The organism is Petropleomorpha daqingensis (genome assembly GCF_013408985.1).
In the GTDB taxonomy this organism is placed as follows: domain Bacteria; phylum Actinomycetota; class Actinomycetes; order Mycobacteriales; family Geodermatophilaceae; genus Petropleomorpha; species Petropleomorpha daqingensis.
Window position 1 is genome coordinate 1,559,411 of sequence record NZ_JACBZT010000001.1, and the last position, 15,968, is coordinate 1,575,378.

Below are 15,968 nucleotides of genomic sequence, written 5' to 3' on the forward strand. Positions count from 1 at the left end.
GTCAGCCGCGCAGCTCGGGGAAGTCGGTGTCGGTGTACTCGCCGTCGCTGCCCTGCGGGGCCAGCTGCTCCTCGCGCTCGCGCAGCTCGACCCGGCGGATCTTGCCGCTGATCGTCTTGGGCAGCTCCCAGAACTCGATCTTGCGGACCCGCAGGAACGGGGCCAGGTTCTCGCGCGCGTGCTTGAGGATCGAGAACGCCGTCTCCCGCGTGGGCTCGTACCCGGGCGCCAGCGCGATGTAGGCCTTGGGGATCGCCGCGCGCACCGGGTCGGGGACCGGGACGACGGCCGCCTCGGTGACCGCCGGGTGCTCGATGAGCACGCTCTCCAGCTCGAACGGGCTGATCTTGTAGTCGCTGGCCTTGAAGACGTCGTCGGTGCGCCCGATGTAGGTGATGTAGCCCTCGGCGTCGCGGTTCGCGACGTCGCCCGTGTGGTACCAGCCGCCGGCCATCGCCTCGTCGTTGCGCTCGGGGTCGCCCTGGTAGCCGGTCATGAGGGTGAGCGGGGACGCCGACAGGTCGAGGCAGATCTCCCCCTCGTCGGCGAGCTGCCCGGTCACGGGGTCGACCAGGACGACGGGGACGCCGGGCAGCGGCCGGCCCATCGAGCCGGGCTTGACGACGCTGCCGGCGGTGTTGCCCACCGACGCCGTCGTCTCGGTCTGGCCGTAGCCGTCGCGCAGGGTGAGCCCCCACTGGGCCCTGACCTGCTCGATCACCTCGGGGTTGAGCGGCTCGCCGGCGGCGACGGCCTCGCGGATCGTGCCCGGGCCGCCCGAGAGGTCGGCCTTGATGAGCATCCGCCAGACCGTGGGCGGCGCGCAGAAGGTGGTGACGCCGTCCTCGCGGATCCGGCCGAGCAGGGCTGCGGGATCGAAGCGCGTGTAGTTGTAGAGGTAGATCGTCGCCTCGGCGATCCACGGCGCGAAGAAGCAGCTCCACGCGTGCTTGGCCCAGCCGGGCGAGCTGATGTTCAGGTGCACGTCGCCGGGCCGGACGCCCAGCCAGTACATCGTCGACAGGTGCCCGACCGGGTAGCTGACCTGGGTGTGCTCGACCAGCTTGGGCCGGCTCGTCGTCCCGCTGGTGAAGTAGAGCAGCAGCGGGTCGCCGGGCAGCGTGCCCGGATGCGCGGTCGGGGCGTCGTCGGCGGTCTCCGAGTCGGAGTACGCCAGCCACCCCGACGGTGCCTCCCCCACGGCGATCCGGGTGTAGTCGCCGGGGACGCCGTCGAACTTGCCCGCGTCCCCGGCGTTGACGATCACGTGCTTCGCGCCGCCGCGCTCGATGCGGTCGGTCAGGTCGGCCGGCCCGAGCGCCGTCGTCGTCGGCATGATCACCGCGCCCAGCTTGATCACGGCGAGCATCAGCTCCCACAGCTCGACCTGGTTGCCGAGCATGAGGACGACGTGGTCGCCCGTGCCGACGCCGTGCGACCGCAGCCAGGCCGCCACCTGGTCGGAGCGGCGGACCATCGTGTCGAAGCTGTAGCGGGCCGAGCGGCCGTCCTCCTCGACGATGTGGAGGGCGGTGCCGCCGTTGCCGCGGGCGTAGGCGTCGAACCAGTCGATCGCCCAGTTGAACGGCCCGTCGAACTCCGGCCAGCGGAACTCGGCGACGGCCTTGGCGTGGTCGCCGTGCAGGGCCAGCAGCTGGTCGCGGGCGGCGCGGTAGACGTCGGTCGCAGACATGCTGTCGTCCCTACTACCCGGCGGCTCCGAAGGCCAGCTCCGGGCAGCGTCGGTGCAACGTCAGCGGCGGGTCGGCTGGAGTCGGTGGACCTCGCCGGCCCGGGTCGCGTCGAGCGGGACGGCGGAGCGCAGGACGGCGGGGCCGAGCCGCAGGACGCCGTCCGTCAGCGCCGCGCACCGGATGCCGGCCCGGCCACGCAACCCGCGGTGGAACCCCGGGCCGAGCGCGACGTCCAGCCAGGCGCACGGGTTGGCCGGCCGGCCGCCGCGGAGCTGCACCTCCCCCTGGCCGCAGTCCAGCGAGAACTCCTCGCCGCGCAGCGCCTCCACCTCCGCCCCGCGCAGGACGACGTTGCGGCGGGCGAGCAGCGGGTCCGGGACCGGCAGCCCCAGCTCGGCGGCGAGCGACTCGATCCCCTCGACGCCCAGCACCGTGACCTGGGCGTCGCGGTGCGCGGGCCGGCCGGAGTAGCGGTCCCCGACGATGCCGACCCCGCCGCGCACGGTCAGCTCGGTGCGGCGGTCGTCGTCCTGGGGCGGGACGAGGTTCCCCGGGCGGCCGTCGTAGCGGTGCTCCGGCGAGGCGAGCAGCCCGACGATCTCGACGTCGTACCGGTACCGCATCCAGCCCTCTTCCCTGTGTCGGATCCGTCGCACGACGTCCCGGAATCGGAACGCGACAACCGGTCCACGGTCACACGAGATCTCTAGCGTGGGAGCGGTGAGGCTCTCCAGGCTGTTCCTGCCGGCTCTGGCGCTGGTCGCCGTCGCCGGTTGCTCCTTCCAGGGCTCGGTCACCGACGCCGGCAGCGGCTCGAGCTCGTCCTCCAGCAGGACGACGACGAGCAGCAGCGCTGCGACGTCGTCCTCGGCCGCGCCGGTGACCAGCGGCTCGTCGGCCGGCGGCTCCTCGTCCGGCGGCTCGTCCAGCGGGTCGCCTGCCGGGTCGACGACCTCCGGCAGCGGGACCACCGGCCGCTGCCACACCGCCGACCTGGCCGGCAGCCTGCAGCCGGGCAGCCCCGGCGCCGGGCAGCGCTACGCCACGGTGGTGCTGCGCAACACCAGCGGCCGCTCCTGCACGATCAAGGGGTACGGCGGGATCGGTCTGGTGAACGCCTCCGGCGCGGCGCTGCCCACCCACCAGAACCGCGTCTCCCCCTCGCCCACCACGGTGACGCTGAGGCCCGGCGGCTCGGCGAGCTCGCAGCTGCACTGGGCCGCCGTCCCGGGCACCGGCGACTCGACCAGCGGGGACTGCCAGCCCACGCCCGGCGCGCTGCAGGTCATCCCGCCCGACGAGACCGCGCCGCTCTCCATCCCGTGGACGCAGGGCCCGGTCTGCGAGGCCGGCACCATCGACCAGCAGCCCTACGCCGCCGGGTAGCTGTGCCGAAACCGGCACACGCGGTGTCGAACCCTGGACATCAACGGCATCACGGCGCCACACCGCCTTCCTAGCGTCGAGCTCACCACGACTCGAGGGAGGCAACGATGAACCTGCGAACCAGACTGCGGGCGATCGGGCTGGTCGGCGCCGCGGTGCTGGGCCTCGGCCTGATCACCGCGGCAGCCGCACCGGCCGGGGCCAGCAGCACCACGCCGGAGTGCAGCACCGCCGAGCTGAGCGCGAAGCTGCTGCCCGGTTCCCCGGGCGCCGGCCAGCGGTACGCCACCGTCGTCCTCACCAACGCCGGCGGACGCACCTGCTCGGTGACCGGCTACGGCGGGCTGGCCCTGCTCGGCGCGCCCGGCCAGGGCGTGCCCACCGACCTGCGCCGGGTCTCCTCCCCGGCCCCGCACACCGTGACCCTCGCCCCCGGCGCCTCCGCCCGCTCGCTGCTGCACTGGGCGGCGATCCCGGCCGCCGACGAGAACGGCGCGGCCTGCGAGCCGACGGCGACCGGCGTCGTCGTCACGCCTCCGGACCAGACGTCGGCGCTGCTGCGGTCGTGGTCGTTCGGCCCGGTCTGCCAGCACGGGCTGATCCAGCAGAACGCCTACGTCGCGGGCTCCGCGGCGTTCTGAGCTCAGCCCTCGCCGGCCCCGGCGGGGAGCCGGACGCGGACCACCGTGCCGCGGCCCACCCGGCTCTCCGCCGTCGCCGTGCCCCCGTGGCGCTCCACCACGGTGCGGACCAGCGCCAGCCCCAGCCCGCTGCCCGGGACCGTGCGCGCGCGGGGGCTGCGGTACAGCTCCTCCCAGATGTGGGCCTCGTCGGCGGGCTCGATCCCGGAGCCGGTGTCGGCGACCTCGACGACGACGTCGCCGCCGGCCTCCCGGGCCCGCACCTCGACCCGGCCGCCGGCCGGCGTGAACTTGACCGCGTTGTCCAGCAGGTTGCCGACCACGAGCGACAGCAGCTCGGCGTCGCCGGACACCTTGGGCAGCGGCCAGGGCGCGCGCGGCAGGTCGAGGCTGATCTCCAGCCCGTCGGCGCCGGGCTGCTCGCGGGCGACGTCCACCGCCTCCTCGAGCAGCGCGGTGACGTCGACCGGACGGCGGTCCAGCGACCCGCTCTCGACGTCGGCGATCTTGCGCAGGTCGGCCGTGAGGCGGGACAGGCGCAGGACCTGCTCCTCGATGCTGCGGACCGCAGCGGCCCGGTCGGCGTCCGGCCCGGCGGCCGCGACGTTCGCCACCGCGGCGCGCATGGCGGTCAGCGGGTTCTTCAGCTCGTGGTCGAGGCGGGAGAGCAGCAGCCTTCTATCCCGGGCATAGGCGTCGGCCTGCTCCCGCAGCTCCCGCCGGGCGTGTGCGTCGCGGCGGCCGGCGATCGCGAGCCCGGCACAGGCCAGCAGGCTGAGGACGGCGCCGATGGCGAGCAGCCAGTCGCCGCGGTACGCGCTGGCGCTGACCAGCAGCCGGTCGTTCGCGTACGCGCCGGCACGGGCCGCCACCCAGAGCCCCATGCCGACGGCGAGGGGGAGCAGGGCGAGGAGCCACCGGGTGAGGCGCACGGCTCAGACGCTCTCGACCCGGGCGGAGAAGCGGTAGCCGAGGCCCGGCACCGTGGTGATCAGCTCCGGTGAGCCGGAATCGTGCTCCAGCGCCCGCCGCAGCTCGGCGATGCGGGTGTCCACCGAGCGGGTGCTGCTCTGGTACGACCACCCCCAGACCGCCTCGAGCAGCCGCTCGCGCGTGAGCACCTCGTCGGGATGGCTCATCAGGTAGCCGAGCAGCACCGTGGCCCGCGGGGTCAGCGCCACCTCGCGGTCGGCCTTGAACACCCGCTGGGACGCCCGGTCCAGGACGACGTCGCCGCTGCGCAGCCGCTGGGCACCGCGCAGCGAAGGGTCGTTGCGCCCGCCGCGGCGCAGCACCGCGCGGATGCGGGCGACCAGCTCGTACGGGTCGAACGGCTTGTTGAGGTAGTCGTCCGCGCCCTCCTCCAGGGCCATCGTCCGCTCGCCGGACTCGCCGACCTGGGTGAGCAGGATGATCGGCACCTGCCGCCGCTCGTGCCGGACCCGGCGCAGCACCTCGCGGCCGTCCATGCCGGGCAGCAGGACGTCGAGCACCACGAGATCGGGGCTGACCGCCGGCAGCCGGGCGAGCGCCTCCTCGCCGGTGGCGGCGACGACGACCGAGAACCCGGCGCGCTTGAGGAACGGTGCGAGGTTGTCGGTGATCGCCGCCTCGTCGTCCACCAGGAGGATCGTCGTCACGGGCAGATTCTGGCGACGCCCTGCTCAGCGGTCTACGAGCCCGTACTCCTGGGCCTCCTCGGTCGACAGCAGCCGCCCGGTGCGCATGTCGGCCGCGATCTGCTCGACGTCCCGCCCGGTCGCCGCGGCCAGCCTCTCCTGCAGCCGGCGCAGCTGCCGGGCGTGCTCGGCGGCGAGCGCCTCGACGTCCCGGCCGAGCCCGCGGCGCGGGCTGCGCGGCTCGGTCAGGTGCACGACGGCGTGCGCGCCGGCCGTCCGCCGGTCGGCGACGGCCAGGACGGCGACCGCCGCCCCGGTCAGCGTGCCGAGGACGGTGGCGTGGACGGGCGCCCCCATGAGGTCGAGGGCGTCGACGAGGGTGAGTGCCCCGTCGAGGTCGGCGCTCACGCCGGACAGGCGCAGCTGGACGGGCTCGTCGCCGGACGAGTCGAGCAGCGCCAGCTCGGCGACCGCGCGGTTGACGTCGTCCGCGTCGAGCGCGCCGGACAGCGCGACCACCCGCTGCTCGAGCAGCCGCTCGGCCAGCCAGTTGTCGGCGCCCACGACGACGGACACCGACGGCCCCGATGGCACTCCGGGCCGCGGTTCGACCCGCCACGGCGAGGGCGGCGGGTACTGCGGCGGCTGGGGCGGGAACGGGGGCGGCGGCGGTCCCGGGGGAACGGGCGGCCAGGTGGCTCGGGTCATGGCGACTCCTCGCTGGTGCGGACCTGCCAGTCGACGGTGCGGCCGAGAGCGGCCGCGTAGCGCTCCACCGTGGACAGCCGGGCGTCCAGCTCGCCGCTCTCGAGGCGGGCGACGGCCGACTGCGACGTCCCCATGCGCGCGGCGATCTCGGTCTGGCTGAGCTCGCTCTCGCGGCGGAGCCGGGCCAGCTCCTCGATCAGCTCGCGGCGGCGCTCCCCTGGGCCATCCAGACCCGGGAAGCGACTGCGACGCGACGGAGCCATACCGGAAACGGTATACCTCATCCGGTATGGCCGCCACGGTTTCGCGCGCTTGACCGCGCGCGGTTAAGCGCGCGAAACCACGGGGGTCAGCGCTCGGCGGTGGCGTGGATGGGGCCCTCGATGCCGGACAGCCGCTCGCCGGACCCGCCCCACCGGCCGGCGATGATCTCCGCGGCGATCGAGACGGCCGTCTCCTCCGGCGTCCGGGCGCCCAGGTCGAGGCCGATCGGCGAGGACAGCCGGGCGATCTCCTCCTTCGACAGGCCCGCCTCCTGCAGCCGCGCCAGCCGCTCCTCGTGCGTGCGCCGCGACCCCATCGCGCCGACGTAGGCGACCGGCAGCCGCAGCGCGACCTCCAGCAGCGGGACGTCGAACTTCGGGTCGTGGGTGAGCACGCAGAGGACGGTGCGCTCGTCGATCCGGCCGGCGTCGACCTCGCCCTGCAGGTAGCGGTGCGGCCACTCGACGATCACCTCGTCGGCGTCCGGGAAGCGCTTGGGCGTCGCGAACACCGGGCGGGCGTCGCAGACGGTCACCCGGTAGCCGAGGAACGAGCCGACCCGTGCCACCGCGGCGGCGAAGTCGATCGCGCCGAAGACCACCATCCGCGCCGGCGGCGCGAAGGAGTTCACGAACAGCTCGAGGTCGTCACCGCGGCGCTCGCCGTCGTGGCCGAAGTGCAGCATCCCGGTGCGGCCGGCGGCGAGCATGCCGCGGGCGTCGGCGGCCACGGCGTCGTCCATGCGCTGCAGGCCGAACGAGCCCGACGTGCGGTCGGGCCAGAGCACCATCCGCCGTCCCAGCCGGTCGTCGGGACCCTTCACGCAGGTGACGACGGCGACCGGCTCGTGCCGGTCGACGGAGTCCTTGATCTCCCCCAGCTCGGGGAACGACTCGCGGGAGACCGACTCGACGAAAACGTCGAGGATCCCGCCGCAGGTCAGCCCGACGGCGAAGGCGTCGTCGTCGCTCACGCCGTAGCGCTGCAGCGTCGCCTCGCCGGTCTCGACGGCGTCCTTGGCCTCCTCGTAGACCGCGCCCTCGACGCAGCCACCGGAGACGCTGCCCACCGCTGTCCCGTCGGGGCCGACCAGCATCGAGGCGCCGGCCGGGCGCGGCGCCGAACGCCACGTGGCGACGACGGTGCCCATCCCCACGGTCTGTCCCGCCTGCCACCAGCCGACCAGGTCGTCGAGCACGTCACGCATTCCGACTCCTCATCTCGGAGTGCCACGGCGCGGAAAACGCGCCCGTGGCACTCCACAACGTCCTACGCACGCTCGATCACTCCCGTCAGCTCCTCGAACGCCGCGAGGCTGTGCCCCGAGACGAAGTGGTCGACCGAGGGCAGGGCGGCCTGCATCCCGCCGGTGAGCGGCTCGTAGCCCTCCCGGCCCTTGTGCGGGTTGACCCAGACGACCGCGTGCGCGAGCCGCCGCAGCCGGGCCATCTGCTCACCGAGCAGCTCCGTGCCGCCCCGCTCCCAGCCGTCGCTGCAGACGACGACCACCGCGCCGCGGGCCATGCCGCGCTGACCCCACCGGTCCAGGAACGCCTTGAGCACCTCGCCCAGGCGCGTGCCACCGGACCAGTCCGGGATCGCCGAGCCGCTGGCGGCCAGCGCCTTGTCGGGGTCGCGCAGCCGCATCTCGCGGGTGACCCGGGTCAGCCGGGTGCCGATCGTGAACACCTCGGTGGACGACGGCCGGGCGCGCACCGCCGCGTGCGCGAAGCGCAGCAGCGCGTCGGCGTACGGGCTCATCGACCCGGAGACGTCGACCAGCAGGACGACGCGGCGCGGGCGCGGCGCGGCCCGGCGGTGCAGCAGGCGGGTGACCTCACCGCCGTCGCGGAGCGCGCGGCGGACGGTGCGGGCAGGGTGGACCGAGCCGACCGGGCTGGGACGACGACGCCGCGCCGGGCGCATCGGCGAGGCCGGCTGGAGCAGGGCGAACAGCCGCCGCAGGTGCTCGCGCTCGGCGACGGTCAGCTCGGAGACGTCGCGGTGGCGGAGGACCTCCGCGGCGCTGGCCTGCACGGCGAGCTCCTGGGCGTCGGAGGACTGGTCGCCCTCGCCCGAGCCCTCGGTCAGGGGGGCCATCGCCGAGACGATCTGCTGCTCCGGTGGCGCGGTGCGGGTCGGCCGCGGCCGCTCGCCGGCGAAGTAGGCCGTGAACGCGGCGTCGTAGCGGTCGAGGTCGTCGGGGCCGGAGCACAGCGTCAGCCGGCCGGCCCAGTAGACGTCCCGGGCGTCCAGGACGTCGAGCGAGCCGACGGCGGCCAGCATCGCCTCGACGCGGTCCGGGGAGGCGGCCACACCCGCCGCGCGCAGCGTGCGCGCGAAGCCCAGCACGGTGTCGACGACATCGCGCGCCACGACGTCAGCCGCCACCGAAGAGCGCCCCCCGCACCTGCATCTGCACGCGCTCGGTGTCCTCGCGGTACTTCAGCACCGCGCCGAGCGTGCGGGCGGCGACGTCGGGGTCGAGGTCGCGGGCGCCGAGCGTGTGCAGCGCGGTCGCCCAGTCCATCGCCTCGGCGATCCCCGGCGGCTTGAGCAGGTCCAGCGTGCGCAGCTTCGCCGTCGCCCGCGCGACCTCGCGAGCCAGCTGCTCGGTGACCTCGGGCAGCCGCCGGCGCAGGATCGCCACCTCGCGGTCGAAGTCCGGGTGCTGCAGCCAGTGGTAGAGGCAGCGGCGCTTGAGGGCGTCGTGCACCTCACGGGTCCGGTTGGACGTGAGGATCACCAGCGGCGGGGTGACCGCCCGGACCGTGCCGAGCTCGGGGATCGAGATGGTGAAGTCCGACAGCACCTCGAGCAGGAACGCCTCGAACTCGTCGTCGGCGCGGTCGACCTCGTCGACCAGCAGCACGGACGGCGAGTCCTCCAGGGCCTGCAGCAGCGGCCGGGCCAGCAGGAACCGGCGGTCGTACAGGGAGGCCTCGAGCGCGTCCGGGTTGTCGTTGACGTGCGCCGCCTCGGCCGCGCGCAGGTGCAGCAGCTGCCGGCCGAAGTCCCAGTCGTAGAGCGCCTGGCTGGCCTCCAGACCCTCGTAGCACTGCAGCCGGTAGATCGGCCGGCCGGTGACCTCGGCCAGCGCGTGCGCCAGCGCGGTCTTGCCGACGCCGGCCTCGCCCTCGAGGAACAGCGGGCGGTGCATGACCAGCGCCAGGTAGGCCGCGGTGGCCAGCCCCTCGTCGGGCAGGTAGCCGGTCGCTTCCAGCGCCGCGGCGAGCTTCTCCGGGCTGGACAGGTCCGAGGGCAGGTCCTGCACCGGCGGGGTGGGGTCGGTCACGCCACCGAGCATCCCACTGCACGTGGAAACGGTGGCCGGCCGAGTCTGGTCCTCGGCCGGCCACCGTCGTCGGTGGGCCTGCGGGGTCAGCGACCGCGGTCGCGATCCGCGGCGCCGTCCACCTCGATCTGCTCCTTGCGGAGGTCGGCGGACACCGTCTCGGTGTCGGTCACCGTCTCCTTGTCCAGGCGTACCCGCTCGACCGGGACGGCCTCCTTCTCCACCACGGGCCGCTCGGCGCGGAGCGTGACCTCGTGCTCCTCCTCGCTGATCGCCGGGCCGTCCATCGCGGCGCCGACGTTGGCGTCGGTGATCGGCTCGCGCTCGACGCGGATCTCCTCGCGGGCGACCGGGACGGTCTCGGTGGCGTTCTCGGTGACGACGTACTTGCGCAGCCGCGCCCGGCCGATCTCCTCCGAGCGGGTGCCGACCTCGAGCCGCTCCTCCGAACGCGTCATGGCGTGGTCCGTGGTCGGACCCGAGGTGTCGTGGCCGACCGTGCCAGCGGCGTCCGTGCGCGCCGTCTGCATACCCGCAGTGTCGGTGCCTGCGTAGCCATCGCTGACGTTGCCGTAGTAGCGGTAGAGCTCCTGCTCCTCCTCGGGCGAGAGGTGGCCGTCGGCGTCGATCTTCGGTGCGTCCTTCACCCGGTCCTTGCTCACCGGTACCCGCACGCCGTCGTCGGTGAGGTCGGCGTCCCGGATCGGGACGAAGGACTCCTTGGTGCCGAACAGGCCGGTCCGCACCGTCACCCACTCCGGCCGGCCGCTCTCGTCGTCGAGGTACACCTCGGAGGCGGAGCCGATCTTCTCGCCGGAGGCGTCGTAGACGTCCTTGCCGATCACGCGGTCGATGGTCTCGGTGCCGATCATGGTGGGCTCCCGTCTTGGCTCGTTCGATCTGGTCGCCGACAGGGGTGACCGTGGCAGAGGACGCGAAACGAATTCGTCCCTTGAGGACGGCACGCCCGGGGGTGTCGCGGCGCCGCAGGTTTCCGCCGTCGGGCGCGGTGACGCCGCAGGTGGGACGCGCCATACGGTCGCGCGCCACTCGATTGACACCACGTCGTCCCGGGTTGAGGAACTCGAGCGGGCGGATGCTCCCCGGGCGTGTCACGGCGCGTCTGCGCCCGTGGCGGACAGGTTCTGCTCAGCATGGTCGGGTGCCTCCCCGTTCGCCGTACGACAACCTGGTCCACCCCCGCACCGTGAAGAAGCAGGTGCCGCAGATCGCCGCTGAGCGAGACCTCGTCGTCGAGGACCCCAGCAGCGGCTTCGTCGGCGCCGTCGTCCGGTGCGAGAAGGACGTCGTCCACCTCGAGGACCGCAACGGCCGCGTCCGCGCCTACCCGCTCGGCCCCGGCTTCTGGGTCGACGGCCGCCCGGTCGTGCTGGTGCGGCCGCGGATCGAGGCGCCGAAGGGGCCGGCGCGCAGCGCCTCCGGCTCCACCTACGTGGCCGGGGCCAAGGCGCGGGTCGCCCGCGAGGGGCGGATCTACGTCGAGGGCAAGCACGACGCCGAGCTCGTGGAGAAGGTCTGGGGCCACGACCTGCGCATCGAGGGCGTCGTCGTCGAGCCGCTGCACGGCGTCGACGACCTGCCCGCGATCGTGCGCGACTTCCGGCCCGGCCAGGGACGGCGGCTCGGCGTCCTCGTCGACCACCTCGTCCGCGGGTCCAAGGAGTCCCGCATCGCCGAGCAGGTGACCGGCCAGCACGCGCTCGTCGTCGGCCACCCGTTCATCGACATCTGGCAGGCGGTCAAGCCGTCGGTGGTCGGCATCCGCGAGTGGCCGACCGTGCCGAAGGGCGAGTCCTGGAAGGAGGGCGTCTGCCGCCGGCTCGGCTGGGAGGACGACACCGGCTACGTCTGGGCGCAGCGCATCCTCGCCCGGGTGAAGACCTGGACCGACCTCGAGCCGGCGCTCATCGGCCGGGTCGAGGAGCTCATCGATTTCGTGACCACCGACTGACGGAGGCTGAGGAGCGAGGAAACCTCGCTCCTCAGCCTCCGCACGGGCTCACTTCGGGATGTAGTTGAACGAGTCCGGGTCGGGGCCGGTGCGCTCGCCGCGGTCCAGCCCGGTCAGCGTGGCCATGTCGCCCTCGGCGAGCTCGAAGTCGAACAGCGCGAAGTTCTCCTCCATCCGCGCCCGGTTCACCGACTTCGGGAACACGACGTCGCCGCGCTGGACGTGCCAGCGCAGCACGACCTGCGCCGGCGTGCGCCCCACGTTCTCCGCGATCGCGACGATGGCCGGGTCGTCGAGCACCTTGCCCTGCGCGATCGGCGACCAGGCCTCGGTGACGATCTGGTGCTCGGCGTCGAAGGCGCGCAGGTCGTCCTGCGCCAGGTAGGGGTGGATCTCGATCTGGTTCGCGGCCGGCCGGACCTCGGTCTCGTCGAACAGCCGGTTCAGGTGGTGCTGCTTGAAGTTGGAGACGCCGATCGCGCGGCACTTCCCGCCGGCGTAGATCTCCTCCATCGCCTTCCACGTCTCGACGTAGTCGACGTCGATGCCCGGCAGCGGCCAGTGCACGAGGAACAGGTCGAGGTAGTCGAAGCCGAGGGCCTCGAGCGTGCCGTCGAACGCCGTGAGCGCGGCCTCGCGGGCGTGGAAGCCGTTGTTCAGCTTGGAGGTCACGAAGACCTCCTCGCGGGGGACGCCGGAGCGGCGGATGGCCTCGCCGACCTCCTTCTCGTTGCCGTACATCTCGGCGGTGTCGATGTGCCGGTAGCCGACCTCGAGCGCGGCGACGGTGGCCTCGACGGTGTCGGCGGGCTTGATCTGGAAGACGCCGAATCCCAGCTGGGGGATCTCGACGCCGTTGTTGAGCGCGATGGTGGGCACGGATGCCACGAGAAGTTCCTTTCGTCCGGTGCCGGTCGGCTACCCGTCGACCGCGCGCTCAACCGGTCGCTCAGATCACGGTGCGGGCGGCCCACAGGTCCGGGAAGACGACGCGGGCGGCGCTGCGCTCCAACCAGGCCAGCCCGGCCGAGCCACCGGTGCCGGGCTTGGCGCCCATCGAGCGGCGCACCGCGGTGACGTGCCGCTGCCGCCAGGTGGTGAACTCCTCGGCGACGTCGGTCAGCGCCTCGCCCAGCACGAACAGCTCGTCGCCCGGCCGCGGGTCGCGGTAGATCTCCGCCCACAGCTCGGTGACGGCGGGGTGCGCGTCGTGCGTCTCGGTTCGGTCGCGGGTCAGGACGTCGTCCGGCACCGCCAGCCCGCGTCGCGCCAGGTAGGCAAGGACGTCGTCCTCCAGGGACGGCGCGGCCAGCGCCCTCTCCAGGTCGGCGTGCACGGCCGGCAGGCCCTTGTGCGGCCGGACGACGGACTCCGCCTTGAGCCCGAGCAGGAACTCCACGTGCCGGTACTCGTAGGACTGGAAGCCCGAGGCCTCGCCCAGCTGGTCGCGGAAGCCGTTGAACTCGCTCGGCGTGAGCCACAGCAGCGAACCCCACGAGGCGTTGAGCGAGCGCAGGTGGTGCACCGAGCGCTGAATCGCCGCGATCGCGCCGTCCAGGTCGTCGACCCGCAGCCGTCGCTGGGCGAGCTCCCACTCGCGGCGCAGCAGGATGAACCAGAGCTCCATGACCTGGGTGACGACGAGGAACGACGGCTCGGCGGGGTGGTCGGTGACCGTCCGCACCAGAGCCTGGAGCTGCCGGACGCCGACGTACTGCTCGTACGGCGTCGCCTCGGCGAACTCGACGATCGGCTCCGCCGGGCCCTCGTCGGGATGCGCTGCCGCGCCGTGCAGTCGCCGGGTGCTCACCGGGCCAGCATCACCCAGCGCCGGAAGCGGCGGGAAGAGGCTCGGCGGGATGGTCCACCGATCGGGCCCGCAGCAGCAACGGCGCACCGACCAGGGCCAGCACGCCGGCCACGCCCGCGGCCAGCGCCGGGACGGCGAAGGCGCTCTCCGCACCCCAGGCGTCCACCGCGGCCCCGGCCAGCGCGGACCCCGCGGTCACCCCGAGCGTGAGCCCGGTCGTCGTCCAGGAGAGCGCCTCGGTCAGCGCCGACCGCGGCACCCGCGCCTCGACCAGCGACGTGCCGGAGACGAGCGCGGGCGCGATGGACAGCCCGGCGACGAACGCGACGGGGACGAGGACGGCGAGCGAGCCCACGACCAGCACCAGCTGGACGGCGATCCCGAAGAGCACGGCGCACCCGAGGAACCGCGCGGCCAGCGACCCGGGCAGCCGGGCCAGGCCGTACACGAGCCCGGCGACCAGGCTGCCGAACGCGAAGGCGGCGAGCGCGACGCCGGCCATCGCCGCCCTGCCCGCCTCCTGGGCGAACCCGACGACGACGACGTCCATGGCGCCGAAGACCGTGCCCATGGCGACGTAGACGATGACCACGACGAGCACGGTCGGGCTGAGCAGCGCCCGGCGCCGGGACGGCCCGCTGGGGTCGGCCGCGTGGATCGGCGGCTCGGTGGCGCGCAGCCCGGCGAACCAGAAGCCGCCGATCACGCCGATGGCCAGCCCGGCGAGGTAGCCGGCCGGTGGGGAGATCAGCGTGGCCAGCAGCGTGACGAGCGGGGGACCGACGACGAAGACCACCTCGTCGACCACGGCCTCGTACGCGAAGGCGGTCTGCCGGCCGGCGCCGTCGAGCGCGTTCGCCCACCGGGCGCGGACCAGCGCCCCGATGTTCGGCGAGGTGGCGCCGGTCAGCGCGGCCAGGGCGAACCACAGCCAGTGCGGGCCGCCGACGATCACGGCGACCGCGAACGCCGCGCCGAAGAGCAGGTAGGCGCTCACCTGCACGCGCAGCACCGAGCTCTGCCCCCGCCGGTCGGTGAGCCGCGCCCACTGGGGGCTGACCACCGAGAAGGACAGGGCGAGCGCCCCGGACAGCGCGCCGGCCAGGCCGTAGCTGCCGGTCTCGCCGGCCACCAGCAGGACGGTGCCCAGGCCGATCATCGGGATCGGCAGCCGGGCCAGCCAGCCGACCAGCGAGAAGGCCAGGGCGCCCGGGACGGCGAACAGCGAGGCGTAGGGACGAAAGACGGTGCGGGCGGACACGGCTGTTCTCGCGCTTCCTGGCCACAAGCGAGTGCGGGGTTTGCCCCGCCGGTCTCTCGGGTGGCGACATCGACGGTAGCAACGCCGGACGACGATCCGCCGCTGGTTTTCGGCGACGACCGGGGAGCCTCCGGGTGCAACGTCGGTGCAGCGTCTCGATCCGCGGACGCGGCGGGATCGGCACGGTGTCTCCGCGGATGCGGTCGGGCCGGGTGAGCTGTTCCTGAGCCCCGCGACGCCGTCGGCACCCGCGATTACATTCGGGCTCGTGAGCGCCTCGTCCCTGCCCGACCCCTGGGTGCGTCCTGCCGACGCGGTCCCGGGCACGGGCGGCCTGGTCGACCGGCACGGCCGGGTGGCCACCGACCTGCGCGTCTCCCTGACCGACCGCTGCAACCTGCGCTGCACCTACTGCATGCCGCCCGAGGGCCTGGCCTGGCTGCCGAAGCAGGAGATCCTCACCGACGAGGAGATCAACCGGCTCATCCGGATCGGCGTCGAGCAGCTGGGCATCCGCGAGGTGCGCTTCACCGGCGGCGAGCCGCTGCTGCGTCCCGGCCTGGTGGGCCTGGTGGCGGCGGCGTCGTCGCTCGACCCGCGGCCCGAGATCAGCCTCACGACGAACGCGATCGGCCTGGCCCGCACCGCGTCCGCGCTGGCCGAGGCCGGGCTGGACCGGATCAACGTCAGCCTCGACACGCTCGACCCGGCGCGGTTCAAGCAGCTGGCCTACCGCGACCGGCTGCACGACGTGCTCGACGGGCTCGCCGCCGCGCAGGCCGCAGGGCTCACCCCGGTCAAGGTCAACGCGGTGCTGCTGCACGGCATCAACGACTCCGACGCGGTCCCGCTGCTCGACTTCTGCCTGGAGCACGGCTACCAGCTGCGGTTCATCGAGCAGATGCCGCTCGACGCCCACCACGCCTGGACCCGCGGCCGCATGGTCACCGCCGAGGACATCCTCGAGCAGCTCTCGGCCGCGCACACGCTGACGCCGGACTCCGAGGAGCGCGGGTCGGCCCCGGCCGAGCGCTGGCTGGTCGACGGCGGACCGGCGACGGTCGGCGTCATCGCCTCGGTCACCCGGTCGTTCTGCGGCGCCTGCGACCGCACCCGGCTCACCGCCGACGGGCAGATCCGCAACTGCCTGTTCGCCCGCGAGGAGTCCGATCTGCGCACGGCCATGCGCGACGGTGCGACCGACGAGGAGCTGGCCGACCGCTGGCGGATCGCCACCCTCGGAAAGCTGCCCGGCCACGGCATCGACGACCCGAGCTTCCTGCAGCCCAGCCGCCCCATGTCGGCCATCGGCGGCTGA

General features: G+C 73.8%; 17 protein-coding genes. 4 read left to right on the forward strand and 13 right to left on the reverse strand.

Annotation, left to right across the window (positions count from 1 at the left end):
* Window position 1 precedes the first annotated feature (1 nt).
* Together GGQ55_RS07785 and GGQ55_RS07790 are read right to left on the reverse strand one after the other, a co-directional pair.
* Window positions 2–1,693: an AMP-binding protein gene (locus GGQ55_RS07785; protein ID WP_179715873.1), complete on the reverse strand. Its 1,692-nt coding sequence runs from the start codon at window positions 1,691–1,693 to the stop codon at window positions 2–4.
* A gap of 60 nt (window positions 1,694–1,753) precedes the next feature.
* A complete protein-coding gene (locus GGQ55_RS07790) occupies window positions 1,754–2,317 on the reverse strand; it encodes an MOSC domain-containing protein (RefSeq protein ID WP_179715874.1) in 564 nt (187 codons plus the stop codon).
* A 97-nt stretch (window positions 2,318–2,414) separates the two neighbouring features.
* Here GGQ55_RS07790 and GGQ55_RS27640 point away from each other — a divergent pair, with 97 nt between their 5' ends.
* Together GGQ55_RS27640 and GGQ55_RS07800 are read left to right on the forward strand one after the other, a co-directional pair.
* Window positions 2,415–3,080, forward strand: coding sequence for a DUF4232 domain-containing protein (locus tag GGQ55_RS27640; protein WP_179715875.1), 666 nt, complete (start codon window positions 2,415–2,417; stop codon window positions 3,078–3,080).
* Window positions 3,081–3,187: 107 nt separating this feature from the next.
* Window positions 3,188–3,721, forward strand: coding sequence for a DUF4232 domain-containing protein (locus GGQ55_RS07800; RefSeq protein WP_179715876.1), 534 nt, complete (start codon window positions 3,188–3,190; stop codon window positions 3,719–3,721).
* A gap of 2 nt (window positions 3,722–3,723) precedes the next feature.
* Here the strand turns inward: GGQ55_RS07800 and GGQ55_RS07805 are convergent, their stop codons facing one another.
* From GGQ55_RS07805 to GGQ55_RS07840, 8 genes are all read right to left on the reverse strand, one after another.
* The gene (locus GGQ55_RS07805) at window positions 3,724–4,653 is read right to left on the reverse strand and encodes a sensor histidine kinase (RefSeq protein WP_218859205.1); all 930 of its coding nucleotides are present in this window, start codon (window positions 4,651–4,653) and stop codon (window positions 3,724–3,726) included.
* 3 nt (window positions 4,654–4,656) lie between these two features.
* The gene (locus GGQ55_RS07810; protein WP_218859206.1) at window positions 4,657–5,361 is read right to left on the reverse strand and encodes a response regulator transcription factor; all 705 of its coding nucleotides are present in this window, start codon (window positions 5,359–5,361) and stop codon (window positions 4,657–4,659) included.
* Window positions 5,362–5,385: 24 nt separating this feature from the next.
* Window positions 5,386–6,048 (reverse strand): ATP-dependent Clp protease proteolytic subunit, encoded by a 663-nt coding sequence (locus tag GGQ55_RS07815; protein WP_179715877.1) that lies wholly within the window; start codon window positions 6,046–6,048, stop codon window positions 5,386–5,388.
* Window positions 6,045–6,311: a helix-turn-helix domain-containing protein gene (locus tag GGQ55_RS07820; RefSeq protein WP_179715878.1), complete on the reverse strand. Its 267-nt coding sequence runs from the start codon at window positions 6,309–6,311 to the stop codon at window positions 6,045–6,047. Before GGQ55_RS07820 ends, GGQ55_RS07815 begins: the two co-directional genes overlap by 4 nt.
* An 86-nt stretch (window positions 6,312–6,397) precedes the next feature.
* The gene (locus GGQ55_RS07825; RefSeq protein WP_179715879.1) at window positions 6,398–7,519 is read right to left on the reverse strand and encodes an XdhC family protein; all 1,122 of its coding nucleotides are present in this window, start codon (window positions 7,517–7,519) and stop codon (window positions 6,398–6,400) included.
* A 62-nt stretch (window positions 7,520–7,581) separates the two neighbouring features.
* The gene (locus tag GGQ55_RS07830; RefSeq protein ID WP_179715880.1) at window positions 7,582–8,703 is read right to left on the reverse strand and encodes a vWA domain-containing protein; all 1,122 of its coding nucleotides are present in this window, start codon (window positions 8,701–8,703) and stop codon (window positions 7,582–7,584) included.
* Window positions 8,693–9,607, reverse strand: a complete 915-nt coding sequence (locus GGQ55_RS07835; protein ID WP_366488971.1) for an AAA family ATPase — start codon at window positions 9,605–9,607, stop codon at window positions 8,693–8,695. The genes GGQ55_RS07830 and GGQ55_RS07835 overlap by 11 nt, the downstream gene beginning before the upstream one ends.
* 86 nt (window positions 9,608–9,693) lie before the next feature.
* On the reverse strand, window positions 9,694–10,479 hold the full coding sequence (locus GGQ55_RS07840) for a DUF2382 domain-containing protein (protein WP_179715882.1): 786 nt from the start codon (window positions 10,477–10,479) through the stop codon (window positions 9,694–9,696).
* Window positions 10,480–10,769: 290 nt separating this feature from the next.
* Here GGQ55_RS07840 and GGQ55_RS07845 point away from each other — a divergent pair, with 290 nt between their 5' ends.
* Window positions 10,770–11,579, forward strand: coding sequence for a DUF3097 domain-containing protein (locus tag GGQ55_RS07845; RefSeq protein ID WP_179715883.1), 810 nt, complete (start codon window positions 10,770–10,772; stop codon window positions 11,577–11,579).
* 48 nt (window positions 11,580–11,627) lie between these two features.
* Here GGQ55_RS07845 and GGQ55_RS07850 read toward each other — a convergent pair whose 3' ends face one another.
* From GGQ55_RS07850 to GGQ55_RS07860, 3 genes are all read right to left on the reverse strand, one after another.
* Window positions 11,628–12,467, reverse strand: a complete 840-nt coding sequence (locus GGQ55_RS07850) for an aldo/keto reductase (protein ID WP_179715884.1) — start codon at window positions 12,465–12,467, stop codon at window positions 11,628–11,630.
* A gap of 61 nt (window positions 12,468–12,528) precedes the next feature.
* The gene (locus GGQ55_RS07855) at window positions 12,529–13,389 is read right to left on the reverse strand and encodes a tryptophan 2,3-dioxygenase (protein ID WP_366488973.1); all 861 of its coding nucleotides are present in this window, start codon (window positions 13,387–13,389) and stop codon (window positions 12,529–12,531) included.
* 10 nt (window positions 13,390–13,399) lie between these two features.
* Entirely contained in the window at window positions 13,400–14,650 is a 1,251-nt protein-coding gene (locus tag GGQ55_RS07860; RefSeq protein WP_179715885.1) for an MFS transporter, read from the reverse strand.
* 268 nt (window positions 14,651–14,918) lie between these two features.
* Between GGQ55_RS07860 and moaA the strand changes: the two genes are divergently transcribed.
* A complete protein-coding gene (gene moaA, locus GGQ55_RS07865; protein ID WP_179715886.1) occupies window positions 14,919–15,968 on the forward strand; it encodes a GTP 3',8-cyclase MoaA in 1,050 nt (349 codons plus the stop codon).

Bases quoted from the DNA above. Each gene is read 5' to 3' on its own strand.
- GGQ55_RS07785 (WP_179715873.1), bottom strand. From the start codon at position 1,693: ATGTCTGCGACCGACGTCTACCGCGCCGCCCGCGACCAGCTGCTGGCC.
- GGQ55_RS07840 (WP_179715882.1), bottom strand. From the start codon at position 10,479: ATGATCGGCACCGAGACCATCGACCGCGTGATCGGCAAGGACGTCTAC.
- GGQ55_RS07800 (WP_179715876.1), top strand. From the start codon at position 3,188: ATGAACCTGCGAACCAGACTGCGGGCGATCGGGCTGGTCGGCGCCGCG.
- GGQ55_RS07825 (WP_179715879.1), bottom strand. From the start codon at position 7,519: ATGCGTGACGTGCTCGACGACCTGGTCGGCTGGTGGCAGGCGGGACAG.
- GGQ55_RS07820 (WP_179715878.1), bottom strand. From the start codon at position 6,311: ATGGCTCCGTCGCGTCGCAGTCGCTTCCCGGGTCTGGATGGCCCAGGG.
- GGQ55_RS07790 (WP_179715874.1), bottom strand. From the start codon at position 2,317: ATGCGGTACCGGTACGACGTCGAGATCGTCGGGCTGCTCGCCTCGCCG.
- GGQ55_RS07815 (WP_179715877.1), bottom strand. From the start codon at position 6,048: ATGACCCGAGCCACCTGGCCGCCCGTTCCCCCGGGACCGCCGCCGCCC.